Source organism: Stenotrophomonas sp. P5_A8 (assembly GCF_056400545.1).
Genome location: NZ_JBFULB010000105.1, coordinates 1 through 11,989, shown reverse-complemented (window position 1 = coordinate 11,989; position 11,989 = coordinate 1). Strand labels below are relative to the sequence as shown.

The following is an 11,989-nucleotide window of genomic DNA, read 5'->3' as shown; positions in this document are numbered from 1 at the left end:
CCATCATGCTGGCCGAGCGTGCCGCGCAGTGGATACTGCAGGACGCTGTCTCAAGCTGAACAGGGCTGCGCTGCCAAGTACCGCGGGGAGCGGCCGGGTGATGCAAAAACCGCGCCTTTTCAACCAGATACGCATTCATCTTCGCTTCGTTTGTGCAATCACGAAAAGCGGCGCTAGAATCGGTCACAGCAGTTGCGCACGGGCCCTACACGATGAATCAGAACAGCAGGCGCCGACCGATCCGTTCGGCGGCCACCGGGTTGCTGGGCATGTTGATGCCCATTGCAATGTCTTCCACTGCCCAGACCCCCGCGTTCCCCGTCAACATCGAGAACGCCGCGGCGATTCCGCACACCCAGCCGGCCGCGTACCGCGCCACTGAGGCGAACCCGAAGGTGCTGCCGCCGGCGCAGGGCTTCAACGTCGCCGCGATCGAATCGATGGCCCAGCAGCTCACCTACGGCGAGCGCGTGCCAGGCATGGCCGTGGCCATCGTCCAGGGCGGCCGCGTGCTCAGCGCGCGCGGTTATGGTGTCACCGACGTCAACAACCCGCAACAGGTCGACGCACACACCGTGTTCCGCCTTGCATCGCTGTCCAAGGCCTTCGCCGGCACCATGGCCGGCCTGCTGGTCAACGATGGCACGCTGCGCTGGGACAGCAAGGTCACCGACTACGTGCCCGGTTTCCAGCTGAGCACGCCTGAAGCGACCGACCGCCTGACCGTGGCCGATCTGCTCAGCCACCGCGTCGGCCTGCCCTACAACGCCTACGACCGCGACGTGGAAGGCAACGCCGAGTACTACACGCTCACCCACAAGCTGGCCTCGACCTCGCTCAAGTGCCTGCCGGGCGATTGCTACGCCTACCAGAACGTGGCCTTCAGCCTGATCGGCGACGTCGTCTACGCCGCCTCGGGCAGCTTCTACGAACAGTCCGTCGAGCGCCGCCTGTTCAAACCATTGGGCATGGACGATGCCAGCCTTGGTCTGGCCGGCATCCAGGCCAGCTCGCGCTGGGCGCGTCCGCACGTGCGCAGCCGCAATGGCTGGGTATCGTTGAATCCGAAGCCGACCTACTACCGCCTGGCCCCTGCAGCGGGCGTCAACGCCAGCGCCAGCGACATGGCGCAGTGGCTGCTGGCCCACACCGGCCATCGCCCGGACGTGCTGCCCGCGCCGCTGCTGGCCACCCTGCACTCGACCCTGATCAACACCCCGGGCGAAATGCGCTCGGGCTGGCGCCGCGAACGCCTGCATTCGGCCGGTTACGCACTGGGCTGGCGCAACTTCGATTACGCCGGCCATGAAGTGGTCTTCCACGCCGGCGCGGTGCAAGGCTATCGCGGCCTGGTCGCGCTGGTGCCCGAGCGCGACCTCGGCATCGCCATCCTCTGGAATGGTGAAAGCAGCCTGCCCAGCGGCCTGCTCCCGACCATCCTGGACCAGGCCATGGGCCTGCCGACCCAGCGCTGGCTGGACGTGGACACCGACTTCGGCAGCGACAGCCTGATGGCCGAAGACGCCGCGCCGGCGACCAAGCGCAAGGGCGTCTCTTCCAATCGCGCGGTGGCCTCGCCGCGTTGAGTGCGGCACCGGCGTGAATCAAAAAGGCGGCCGCTCGGCCGCCTTTTTTGTGGCCGAACGGATCGGCCAGGCGATGGGTAGAGCCACCCCATGGGTGGCTGCGCAATGCGTACGAACCTCGCGGTCGATCAGCCTGGCATCGATCGCATGTAGCGTCGGGCGTGGCGGGCAGCGGGGGGGAGCCGGCCAGCGGCGGGCACTGCCGACGCGCGGCGTAAGCGCGACGGCGACGGCGACGGCAGCCGAGCGTGGCTCGGCTCTACCCTGCTGCGCATGCGCCGCGTAACGGCCACAAACACGGCGCCCATAAAAAAACCCCCTCCCCGCTGGGCTGCCAGGGAAGGGGGTTTCAGGTACGGCTATCGGGAACGACTTAGATCAGCGGTGCCGGAGTTGCCGGCAGGGCGACCGGAGCGGCCTTCTTCTTGCGAACGGCCGGCTTGCGCTTTGCAACCTTCTTCACCGCTTTCTTGGCGGACGCCTTCTTGGCCGGCGCCTTGCGTGCGGTGGCCTTCTTCGCGGTAGCCTTCTTGGCTACCTTGCGGACGGCCTTTTTGGCGGTCTTCTTGGCCGCTTTCTTGGCCGTCTTCTTGGTCGCCTTCTTGGCCGTGGCCTTCTTGGCTACCTTGCGGACGGCTTTCTTGGCGGTCTTCTTGGCAGCGGACTTCTTGGCTACCTTGCGGGTTGCCTTCTTCGCCGTCTTCTTCACTGCCTTCTTTGCGGTCTTCTTGGCGGCGGCCTTCTTGGCGACCTTGCGGACTGCCTTCTTCGCCGTCTTCTTCACTGCCTTGCGGGCGGTTGCCTTCTTGGCTGCCTTCTTCACCGTCTTCTTGGCAGCGGCCTTCTTGGCTACCTTCTTGGCAGCGGCTTTCTTGGCTACCTTCTTGACGGCCTTTTTGGCGGCCGGCTTTTTCTTCGCAGCTTTCTTGGTTGCCATGGGATGGCTCCTCGTCAGTGATCTATGGAGTGGAAACGCCCAGGTAAAGCAAACCCGCAGTGCGACATCGCGGGGACCGCCGTCGCGTCAAGCGCGTCGTGACGGATACGGGGATACCCACCGCAGGTGGCCGGGCAGGTATCGAATGGGAAGGGGCCTTGGAGTTCGCCGGGGGAAGCGACGCCATCTCCACCGTCTTCGGACGCGAGGTGGATGTCCAGGTTGTGCTTCGCGACTGGATGTCGATTCTGCTCACTCTGTTCGCAGCAAGGTCTGCTGTGGCGAAACCTAATCACGGTTTTTTTCACTGTCAACAACCCGGGCGAAAAAATTTCACATGGAGCGTCCCCGCGACGGCGTCGCCACCCCCGCTGCAAACACCGCCAGCGGCATGCCATGACACGCCGCACGCACCGCATCGACGTGCATCGCGCAGCACATGCGAAAAGAAAACCACTTAAAAGAAGCACTTTCGTATTTTCAGCGCGCGCCCGGCGCATGTGCACCACCTGACCCGCGCGTGCGTGCGCTTACGGCCGAACGCCTACCCACACGGCACCCAAACGGACGYGAAAACTTTTCACATGCTCGATCGCTTTTTGCCATCGGATTTGCACAAATGCGCAAACTTTCAGACCGTCGCGACCGTTCGGTTCGTACCGATCCGATGCGCCGCGCGCACCGGGTACGACCACCGCGCCGGTTCCCGACGCGCGCGCGCGGACACCGAAAGGCACCCTCATGACCCACGCCGACGTCGACCCAACCGTTCCGCATGAGTACCTGCCGGATCATCCTTTGCGCGCGCCGCACCGGTTTTTCATCACGTACACATAACGGCAGCGCCGTCGACGTTGATCCAAACCTGGCGTGGCGACCAACGTCGCCCGCCGTGCGCCACCGCGCGGGCAAAAAAAAACGGCCGCACCAGGCGGCCGTTCCTTCGATCAGGCGACGATCAATGTTCGTCGTTTTCCAGCAGCTCGGCGTACTCGTCCGGGCCGAGCAGATCGTTCAACTCGTCGTTGGCCGAGAACTCCACCACGTAGATCCAGCCTTCGCCGTAGGCATCTTCGTTGATGGTTTCCGGCTTGTCCGACAGCGCTTCGTTCACTTCGACCACGGTGCCGGTGACCGGGCTGTAGACGTCCGAGGCGGCCTTGACCGACTCGACCACGGCCGCCTGCTGGCCAGCCTTCACTTCGTCGCCCACCGCCGGCAGTTCGACGTAGACCAGGTCACCGAGCAGGCCCTGGGCGTGGTCGGAAATACCGATGGTGACGCGGCCGTTGCCTTCGACACGTGCCCACTCATGGGACTTGAGGAATTTGAGGTCGCCGGGGATCTCGCTCATGGGACTGCTCCGAGGAATTTCAGGGGTCAAGAAACGGGGGTAGTGTAACCATCGGCGCCGACCGCTGACAGGTCGGCGCCGTCAAAAACATCAGGCGTCGGCCAGCACGCCCGGCTGGGCCTGGCCCTCGCGCACGAACGGGAACTTCACCACGCGCACCGGCACCTGCTTGCCGCGGATGTCCACGTGCACCAGGCCCAGTTCACCGGCCGGCACCCGCGCGAACGCGATGCCCTTGCCCAGCGTCGGAGAGAACGTGCCGGACAGGATCTCGCCCTGTCCGCTGGCAGTCAGTACCGCCTGGCCGTGGCGCAGCACGCCCTTCTCGTCCATCACCAGGCCGATCAGCTGACGCGCATCGCCGGCCGCCTTCTGCGCTTCCAGCACGTCGCGGCCGATGAAATCACGGCCCTCATCAAGMGCCACCGTCCAGGCCAGCGCGGCCTCGTACGGGGTGATGTCTTCGTCCATGTCCTGGCCATACAGGTTCATGCCGGCTTCCAGGCGCAGCGTATCGCGTGCGCCCAGCCCGGCCGGACGCACGCCGGCAGCGGCCAGCGCGTTCCAGAATGCGACCACCTCGGTCTGCGGCAGCAGGATCTCGAACCCGTCCTCACCGGTGTAGCCGGTGCGCGCCACGAACAACGGCGCGCCGCTGCTGGCGGTCGCCTCGAGCGCGGCGAAACGGCCCAGCTTCTCCAGTGCCGCGCGGTCGCCCTCGCCCACCAGCCCGATCACCCGCTCGCGCGCGGTCGGCCCCTGCACGGCGATGATCGCCAGGTCCTCGCGCTCGGTGACGGCCACGTCGAACGCGGCAGCCTGCTCGCGGATCCAGGCCAGGTCCTTCTCGCGGGTGGAGGCATTGACCACCATGCGGAAGAAATCGTCGGCCAGGTAGTACACGATCAGGTCATCGATGACCCCGCCGCGCGGATTGAGCATGCACGAGTACAGCGCCTTGCCGGTCGCCTTGAGCTTGTCCACCGAGTTGGCCAGCAGCTTGCGCAGGAACGGCTTGACCTGCGCACCGCGCAGATCCACCACGGTCATGTGGCTGACGTCGAACATGCCGGCGTCGCTGCGCACCAGGTGGTGCTCGTCCAGCTGCGAACCGTAATGGATGGGCATGTCCCAGCCACCGAAATCGACCATCTTGGCGCCGAGTGCGCGGTGGGTCTCGTTGAGAAGCGTCTTCTGGGTCATGACCGTTTTTCCGGGGGAATGAAGGCAAGACCTCGATTATCCCAGAACCGACTTCACAACGCCTGCGGCGTTGCGTCAGACCTGCTGCACCTTCAGCGTCATCCCCTCCACCGCCACTACCCGCACCCGGCTGCCGGCAGGCAGATCCGGGCCAGCCACCACCCAGAACGCGTCGTCGATCTTGGCCCGGCCCTTGCCCGCCACGATGTCCTGGTCGATCACCACCACCCGGCCGATCAACTGCTCGGCGCGCCGGTTCAACAGCGGCGCATCGCTCTGCCGCCCATGCGAACGTCCCCAACGCCGATAGCACTGGATGGACACCACCGACAGCAGCACGAAGGCCACCACCTGCCACAGCAACGGGATGTCGGCAAACACCGCCACCAGCACGAACACCGCCGCGGCACCGATCCCGATCCACAACATGAAGGCGCCTGGCGCCAGCGCCTCGGCCGCGAACAGGACCAGCGCCAGCGCGCCCCAGCCGACGACTTCCCAGCGCATCTCAGCCTCCGACCCGCGGCGGCACGCCGCGCGTGGTGCGCTTGTCTTCCTGCTTGGCGAAGGCCTCGCGCGCCAGCTCGGCGACGCCGGCGATCGAGCCGATCACCCCGCTGGCCTCCATCGGCATCAGCACCAGCTTCTGGTTGGGCGAGGTGGCCAGTTCCTTGAACGCCTCCACGTACTTCTGCGCGATGAAGTAGTTGATCGCCTGCACGTCGCCCTGGGCGATGGCTTCGGAGACCATGCGGGTCGCATTGGCCTCGGCTTCGGCCGAACGCTCGCGCGCCTCGGCATCGCGGAAGGCGGCTTCCTTGCGACCCTCGGCCTCGAGCACGGCGGCCTGCTTCTCGCCTTCGGCACGCAGGATCTCCGACTGCCGCGAGCCCTCCGCCTCCAGGATCTGCGCACGCTTCTCGCGCTCGGCCTTCATCTGCCGCGCCATCGCATCGAGCAGATCGCGCGGCGGCTGGATGTCGCGGATCTCGATCCGGTTGACCTTCACGCCCCACGGATTGGTCGCATGGTCGACCACGTTCAGCAGCTTGGCGTTGATCACCTCACGCTGGCTGAGCGATTCATCCAGGTCCATCGAGCCGATCACGGTGCGGATGTTGGTCTGCACCAGCGCGATCATCGCCACCTCCAGCACGGACACCTCGTAGGCGGCCTTGGATGCATCCAGCACCTGGAAGAACACCACCCCGTCCACGCGTACCGCCGCGTTGTCCTTGGTGATCACCTCCTGGCCCGGCACGTCCAGCACCTGCTCCATCATGTTCACCTTTCGCCCCACCCCGTACACGATGGGAATCAGGAAATGCAGGCCGGGCGACATCGTGTGGGTGTAGCGCCCGAAACGCTCCACCGTCCACTCATACCCCTGCGGCACCATCCGCACTGCCTTGAACAGGATGACCACGGCCACGAAGGCCAGCACCAGCGAAAACAGCACGGTCGGAAACATCGCGTCACTCCTTTGATGCCGGGCCGGGCCCGGGCATGGCTACGCTGCCATTACAACCGGATCCGGCCACAGAGGATGTCCCGGAACATCACCCAGTCGCCGGCGAAAGAATAGAAGGGATGCTTGAAGGTGGCCGGCCGGTTTTTCTCGAAGAAAAAGTGCCCCACCCAGGCAAACCCGTACCCGCAGGCCAGCGCTGCCAGCAGCCAGACGGGTTGGCCGCGCACGATCGCGACGGCCACCAGCAACAACACCGCGCAGCTGCCGACAACGTGCAGCCGGCGCGAGACCGCATTGCGGTGCTCGTCCAGATAGAACGGATAGAACTCGCGGAAACTGGCGAAGCGGGACATGGCGCGCCTTGCAAAACCGGACGCACCCAGCATAGCGCGTGCGTCCCGGTAGTGCGCGTTCGGGGACGCTTTCCGGGGAGCCGGCCAGCGGCCGGCAGTGCGCGTTCGGGGACGCTTTCCGAGGAGCCGGCCAGCGGCCGGCAGTGCGCGTTCGGGGACGGTTTCCGAGGAGCCGGCCAGCGGCCGGCACTACCTCCTCTCAGGTGGTGCGCGGGGCGAACATGATCACCATCATGCCGGCCAGGCAGAGGGCGACGCCGAGCAGGTCCCAGCGGCTGGGGCGGATGCCTTCCACCAGCCACAACCACATCAACGCGGTGCCGATGTAGACCCCACCGTAGGCCGCATACACACGGCCGCTGGCGGCCGGATGCAGGGTCAGCAGCCAGGCGAACAGCGCCAGGCTGCCCGCCGCCGGCAGCAGCAGCCACGCGCTGCCGTCCTTGCGCAGCCACAACCACGGCAGGTAACAGCCGACGATTTCCGCCACGGCGGTGAGCACGAACAGCAGCAGCGTCTTCACGGCTTGGCTTCGTCGGCCTTGGCCTGCTGCCAGAGCGCTTCCTGCGCGTCCAGGTCCAGCGCGGCCAGCGCCTGCCCGGCCGCGTCGGCCTTGGCTTCCATCGCGCGGAAGCGGCGCTCGAACTTGTGGTTGGCCTGGCGCAGCGCGGCGCCGACGTCCACCTTGGCGTGGCGGGCCAGGTTGGCGCAGACGAACAACAGGTCGCCCAGTTCTTCCTGCAGGCGCGCCTGGTTGTGCTCGACCGGGCCCTGTGCGAACTCGGCGGCGACTTCATCCAGTTCTTCGCGCACCTTGTCGATCACCGGCGCAGGACCGGGCCAGTCGAAACCAACCCGCGCCGCGCGCGCCTGCAGCTTCATCGCCCGCTGCCATTCGGGCAGTCCGCGTGAAATGCCGGCGAGTGCGGAGGTGTCGGTGTCGCCCTTGGCGGCACGCTCGGCGCGCTTGATCGCTTCCCAGTTGGCGTTGACGCCCTCGGCGCCATCCACCTGCACCTGGGCGAACACGTGCGGGTGGCGGCGCTGCAGCTTGTCGCTGATCGAACGGGCCACGTCGGCGAACGCGAAGGCGCCCTGCTCGCTGGCCATCTGCGCATGGAACACCACCTGCAGCAGCAGGTCGCCCAATTCGTCCTGAAGGTCGTCCAGGTCGCCGCGGTCGATCGCATCGGCGACCTCGTAGGCCTCCTCGATGGTGTACGGGGCGATGCTGGCAAAATCCTGCTGCAGGTCCCACGGACAGCCGCCCTGTGGGTCGCGCAGCCGCGCCATGATGCCCAGCAGGCGGTCCAGTTCAGCAGTCGCGGTCATCCCATGCTCCTTTGCAGCGATCAGGCCGGCAGCCACTGCCGCCATGGCAGGCGGGTGTCGCCCAGGGCGATGAAATCGCCGTTCAACAGGCTCTCGCGGCGGTTGTAGCGGAACGGCTTGCCGGTGGCCGCCGACAGCACCGCGCCACCGGCGGCGTGCAGCACGCACTGGCCGGCGGCGGTGTCCCATTCGGAGGTCGGGCCCAGCCGCGGATACACGTCCAGCGTGCCTTCGGCGAGCCGGCAGAACTTCAGCGACGAGCCCTGCGCGATCACCTCGATGTCGCCCATCCGGTCCAGCAGCGCCTGGGTCTGTTCGCTGCGATGCGAGCGGCTGGCGGCGACCTTGAGCGGCGCGGTGGCCGGGGTGCGCGCGCGCAGGACCGAATCGTGCATGCCCAGCCGGCGGTAGGCCAGTTCGCCGCGCATGGCGTGCCAGACCGTGCCGCTCACCGGGGCCAGGACCACGCCGAATGCCGGCGCGCCCTGGTAGATCAGCGCGATGTTCACGCTGAACTCGTCGTTGCGCTTGACGAACTCGCGGGTGCCGTCGAGCGGGTCGACCAGCCAGTAGGCGCCCCAGTGCTGGCGCACCTCCCACGGCACCTGCGCCGATTCCTCGGACAGGATCGGCAGGTCCGGGGTGAGCTGCTGCAGGCCGCGCTCGATCACGYGGTTGGCGGCCAGGTCGGCGGCCGTCACCGGACTGCGATCGGATTTGATTTCCACATCGAACGGGGTCGCATACACGGCCATGATGGCGGCGGCCGCGTCCTGGGCGATGGCGATGACGGTTTCGCGCAGATCGGTGGTGAGCTTGATCATTCCTGGCCGCCCAGCCACTGGCGGGCGATGAACAGCGCCGCCAGTGAACGCCCTTCGGAGAAGTCCTCGCGCAGCATCAGCTGGTCCAGGTCGGCCAGTTTCCAGGGCACCACGTCCAGTTCCTCGGGCTCATCGCCAACCAGCCGCTCCGGGTACAGGTCGCGCGCCACGACCAGCCACGATTGGTGGCTCATGTAGGTGGGCGCCAGGGTCATCGCGCGCAGCACGTCCAGCCGCCGCGCGCCGTAACCGGCTTCTTCCTTGAGCTCGCGGTTGGCGGCCTGCACCGGCGTTTCGCCGGCATCGATCCGGCCCTTGACCAGGCCCAGTTCGTAGCGGTGGACGCCGGCGGCGTACTCGCGCACCAGCAGAACAGTTTCATCGTCAAGCATCGGCACCACCACCACCGCGCCATGCCCATGGCTGATCAGGCGCTCGAAGCGGCGGCGTTCGCCGTTGGAGAATTCCAGATCAAGGTGCTGGCGCTGGAACGGCCCGCTCTGCTCGTCCGTGATGCGGTGGATGATGGGCAGGCGACGACTCATGCGAGCCTCTCTAGAATGGGAGCTGGTGAAAACGTCTTCATGAGCCCGAAATGCTAGCAGACCCAGCCCCCCTATCGCTGGCCGACCAGTGGCGCCGTCGCGACCTGGCCGTGCTCTGGCACCCGTGCACGCAGATGCGCGAACACCCCGACACCCTGCCACTGGTGCCGATCGCCCGGGGGGAAGGCCCGTGGCTGATCGACCATGACGGCAAACGCTACCTGGATGGGGTCAGCAGTTGGTGGACCAACCTGTTCGGCCACGCCGAACCGCGGATCGGCGCCGCCATCGCCCACCAGGCGACCCAGCTGGAGCAGGTGATGCTGGCCGGCTTCAGCCATGAACCGGCGGTGCGTCTGGCCGAGCGCCTGCTGGCGATCGCCCCGCGCCAGGCCGGACGCGACCCGCTGGCCAAGGTGTTCTATGCCGACAACGGCTCGGCCGGGGTCGAGGTGGCGCTGAAGATGGCCTTCCACTACTTCCGCAACCGTGGCGAGCACCACCGCACCCGCTTCGTGGCGCTGGAGAACGGCTACCACGGCGAAACGCTGGGCGCGCTGTCGGTGGGCGATATCCCGCTGTACCGCCGCGTGTATGCCCCGCTGCTGACCGAGGCGCTGTTCGCCCCCTCGCCGGACGCCTACCTGGCCGAGCCCGGCCAGAGCGCCGCGCAGCGCGCCCACCAGGCCGCCGACGCGCTGGCCACGCTGTTCGACCAGCACCCCGGTGAGATCTGCGCGGTCATCCTGGAACCGCGCCTGCAATGTGCCGGCGGTATGCGCATGCACGACCCGGTCTACCTGCAGCGCGCGCGCGCACTGTGCGATGCCAACGGCGCGTTCCTGATCGCCGACGAGATCGCCACCGGCTTCGGCCGCACCGGCACGATGTTCGCCTGCGAGCCGGCCGGGGTGATGCCCGACCTGCTGTGCCTGTCCAAAGGCCTGACCGGCGGGTTCCTGCCGCTGTCGGCGGTGCTGGCCACCCAGGCGCTGTACGACGCGTTCCTGGACGATTCGCGCGAGCGCGCGTTCCTGCACTCGCACAGCTACACCGGCAATCCGCTGGCCTGCGCCGCCGCACTGGCGACGCTGGACATCTTCGCCGGCGAAGACGTGATCGCGCGCAACCGCAGCACCGCCGAGGTGATGCGCACACTGGCCGCTCCGTTCAATGACCACCCGCACGTGGCCGATGTGCGCCAGGCCGGGATGGTGGTGGCCTTCGAACTGACCCGCAATGGCGACAAACGCACGCCCTTCCCCGCCGAGGCGCGGGTGGGGCTGCACGCCTATACGGCCGCGCTCAAGCGTGGGGTGGTGCTGCGGCCGCTGGGCAACGTGCTGTACTGGATGCCGCCGTACTGCGTGGAAGACGAACACCTGGACCTGCTGGCCCAGACCACCCTGGCTGCAATCGAGGAGGCCGTTGCATGCGCATGACCCGGTGCCATATCGACACCCCGCTGGCCGTCGGCCAGACCCTGTCGCTGCCCGAAGAGGCGGCCAACCACCTGGTGCGGGTCATGCGGCTGCGCGAAGGCGACGGCTGCGTGCTGTTCAACGGCGATGGGCACGATTACCACGCCACCCTGGTGGTGGTGGGCAAGCGCGACGCGCAGGTCCGGATCGACGCGGCCAGCGCGCTGGACAACGAGTCGCCGCTGCACATCACCCTGCTGCAGGGCATCGCGCGTGGCGAGAAGATGGACCTGATCCTGCAGAAGGCCACTGAACTGGGCGTGGCGGCGATCGTGCCGGTCAACGCCGAGCGCACCGAGGTGAAACTGGATGCGGCGCGCGCCGAGAAGCGGCTGGCGCACTGGACCAGCGTGGTGGTGTCGGCGTGTGGTCAATCCGGGCGCGCGCGGGTGCCCAACGTGGCGGCGCCGCAATCGCTGCTGGACGCCGCACGGCAGATGCCTGCGCAGGCGCTCAAACTGACCCTGGACCCGCTCGGCGAGCATCGCCTGTCCACCCTGCAGCCGGCACCGGGCGGAGTGGTGATCGCGATCGGCCCGGAGGGTGGCTGGTCGCCACGCGACCGCCAGGCATTGGTCGAGGCCGGCTTCCAGGGCCTGCAACTGGGGCCGCGCATCCTGCGCACCGAAACCGCCGGATTGGCCGCGATCGCCGCCGTGCAGGCGCGGTTGGGCGACCTGGGGTAAGTGGCAACGGCAACAGCAGCCCCGCATGGCGTGGCTCTACCGGAGGGCCGAATCGTGCGCGTTCGGCAGGTATGGGTCGTTGATCGATACGAACGCCGTGCCAAACGCGGTGCCAACATACAGGGGAAGGCACGGGCGCCGAAGCACGCCGGCACTCCGGCACTCCGGCACTCCGGCACTCCGGCACTCCGGCACTCCGGCAAGCATCGGGTGGAAC

At 67.2% G+C, this 11,989-nt stretch carries 13 protein-coding genes; 3 read left to right on the top strand and 10 right to left on the bottom strand.

Translation table 11 applies throughout. The features are described 5' to 3' along the window. Nucleotides 1-212 precede the first annotated feature (212 nt). Nucleotides 213-1,586: a serine hydrolase domain-containing protein gene (locus AC1DQP_RS09545; RefSeq protein WP_256775830.1), complete on the top strand. Its 1,374-nt coding sequence runs from the start codon at nucleotides 213-215 to the stop codon at nucleotides 1,584-1,586. Between the two features lie 373 nt (nucleotides 1,587-1,959). Here AC1DQP_RS09545 and AC1DQP_RS09540 read toward each other — a convergent pair whose 3' ends face one another. The 10 genes from AC1DQP_RS09540 to nudE form a co-directional block, all read right to left on the bottom strand. After that, entirely contained in the window at nucleotides 1,960-2,523 is a 564-nt protein-coding gene (locus AC1DQP_RS09540; RefSeq protein WP_478051479.1) for a hypothetical protein, read from the bottom strand. A 958-nt stretch (nucleotides 2,524-3,481) separates the two neighbouring features. Continuing rightward, on the bottom strand, nucleotides 3,482-3,877 hold the full coding sequence (gcvH, locus tag AC1DQP_RS09535; RefSeq protein ID WP_256776851.1) for a glycine cleavage system protein GcvH: 396 nt from the start codon (nucleotides 3,875-3,877) through the stop codon (nucleotides 3,482-3,484). Nucleotides 3,878-3,967: 90 nt separating this feature from the next. Next, complete coding sequence (gcvT, locus tag AC1DQP_RS09530) at nucleotides 3,968-5,080, bottom strand: glycine cleavage system aminomethyltransferase GcvT (RefSeq protein WP_256776852.1); 1,113 nt, start codon at nucleotides 5,078-5,080, stop codon at nucleotides 3,968-3,970. A gap of 75 nt (nucleotides 5,081-5,155) precedes the next feature. Then, nucleotides 5,156-5,587 (bottom strand): NfeD family protein, encoded by a 432-nt coding sequence (locus tag AC1DQP_RS09525; protein WP_256776853.1) that lies wholly within the window; start codon nucleotides 5,585-5,587, stop codon nucleotides 5,156-5,158. 1 nt (nucleotide 5,588) lies between these two features. Next, nucleotides 5,589-6,551, bottom strand: a complete 963-nt coding sequence (locus AC1DQP_RS09520; RefSeq protein WP_457320614.1) for an SPFH domain-containing protein — start codon at nucleotides 6,549-6,551, stop codon at nucleotides 5,589-5,591. Between the two features lie 50 nt (nucleotides 6,552-6,601). Further along, nucleotides 6,602-6,904, bottom strand: a complete 303-nt coding sequence (locus AC1DQP_RS09515) for an Mpo1-like protein (RefSeq protein ID WP_457320616.1) — start codon at nucleotides 6,902-6,904, stop codon at nucleotides 6,602-6,604. Nucleotides 6,905-7,103: 199 nt separating this feature from the next. Then, the gene (locus AC1DQP_RS09510; RefSeq protein WP_457317874.1) at nucleotides 7,104-7,427 is read right to left on the bottom strand and encodes a YnfA family protein; all 324 of its coding nucleotides are present in this window, start codon (nucleotides 7,425-7,427) and stop codon (nucleotides 7,104-7,106) included. Further along, entirely contained in the window at nucleotides 7,424-8,236 is an 813-nt protein-coding gene (gene mazG / locus AC1DQP_RS09505; RefSeq protein WP_256776857.1) for a nucleoside triphosphate pyrophosphohydrolase, read from the bottom strand. The genes AC1DQP_RS09510 and mazG overlap by 4 nt, the downstream gene beginning before the upstream one ends. Before the next feature lie 20 nt (nucleotides 8,237-8,256). After that, the gene (gene cysQ, locus AC1DQP_RS09500) at nucleotides 8,257-9,060 is read right to left on the bottom strand and encodes a 3'(2'),5'-bisphosphate nucleotidase CysQ (RefSeq protein ID WP_478051478.1); all 804 of its coding nucleotides are present in this window, start codon (nucleotides 9,058-9,060) and stop codon (nucleotides 8,257-8,259) included. After that, nucleotides 9,057-9,605 carry an ADP compounds hydrolase NudE gene (gene nudE / locus AC1DQP_RS09495; RefSeq protein WP_457317877.1) on the bottom strand — a complete coding sequence of 183 codons (549 nt, stop codon included), beginning with the start codon at nucleotides 9,603-9,605 and terminating at the stop codon, nucleotides 9,057-9,059. Before nudE ends, cysQ begins: the two co-directional genes overlap by 4 nt. A gap of 50 nt (nucleotides 9,606-9,655) precedes the next feature. Between nudE and bioA the strand changes: the two genes are divergently transcribed. Together bioA and AC1DQP_RS09485 are read left to right on the top strand one after the other, a co-directional pair. Continuing rightward, nucleotides 9,656-11,047 carry an adenosylmethionine--8-amino-7-oxononanoate transaminase gene (gene bioA, locus AC1DQP_RS09490; protein WP_457317878.1) on the top strand — a complete coding sequence of 464 codons (1,392 nt, stop codon included), beginning with the start codon at nucleotides 9,656-9,658 and terminating at the stop codon, nucleotides 11,045-11,047. Beyond that, on the top strand, nucleotides 11,038-11,772 hold the full coding sequence (locus AC1DQP_RS09485; protein ID WP_457317879.1) for a 16S rRNA (uracil(1498)-N(3))-methyltransferase: 735 nt from the start codon (nucleotides 11,038-11,040) through the stop codon (nucleotides 11,770-11,772). The genes bioA and AC1DQP_RS09485 overlap by 10 nt, the downstream gene beginning before the upstream one ends. The last annotated feature ends 217 nt before the right edge of the window (nucleotides 11,773-11,989 follow it).

Bases quoted from the DNA above. Each gene is read 5' to 3' on its own strand.
- AC1DQP_RS09545 (WP_256775830.1), top strand. From the start codon at position 213: ATGAATCAGAACAGCAGGCGCCGACCGATCCGTTCGGCGGCCACCGGG.
- AC1DQP_RS09540 (WP_478051479.1), bottom strand. From the start codon at position 2,523: ATGGCAACCAAGAAAGCTGCGAAGAAAAAGCCGGCCGCCAAAAAGGCC.
- gcvH (WP_256776851.1), bottom strand. From the start codon at position 3,877: ATGAGCGAGATCCCCGGCGACCTCAAATTCCTCAAGTCCCATGAGTGG.
- AC1DQP_RS09525 (WP_256776853.1), bottom strand. From the start codon at position 5,587: ATGCGCTGGGAAGTCGTCGGCTGGGGCGCGCTGGCGCTGGTCCTGTTC.
- AC1DQP_RS09520 (WP_457320614.1), bottom strand. From the start codon at position 6,551: ATGTTTCCGACCGTGCTGTTTTCGCTGGTGCTGGCCTTCGTGGCCGTG.
- AC1DQP_RS09515 (WP_457320616.1), bottom strand. From the start codon at position 6,904: ATGTCCCGCTTCGCCAGTTTCCGCGAGTTCTATCCGTTCTATCTGGAC.
- mazG (WP_256776857.1), bottom strand. From the start codon at position 8,236: ATGACCGCGACTGCTGAACTGGACCGCCTGCTGGGCATCATGGCGCGG.
- nudE (WP_457317877.1), bottom strand. From the start codon at position 9,605: ATGAGTCGTCGCCTGCCCATCATCCACCGCATCACGGACGAGCAGAGC.
- bioA (WP_457317878.1), top strand. From the start codon at position 9,656: ATGCTAGCAGACCCAGCCCCCCTATCGCTGGCCGACCAGTGGCGCCGT.
- AC1DQP_RS09485 (WP_457317879.1), top strand. From the start codon at position 11,038: ATGCGCATGACCCGGTGCCATATCGACACCCCGCTGGCCGTCGGCCAG.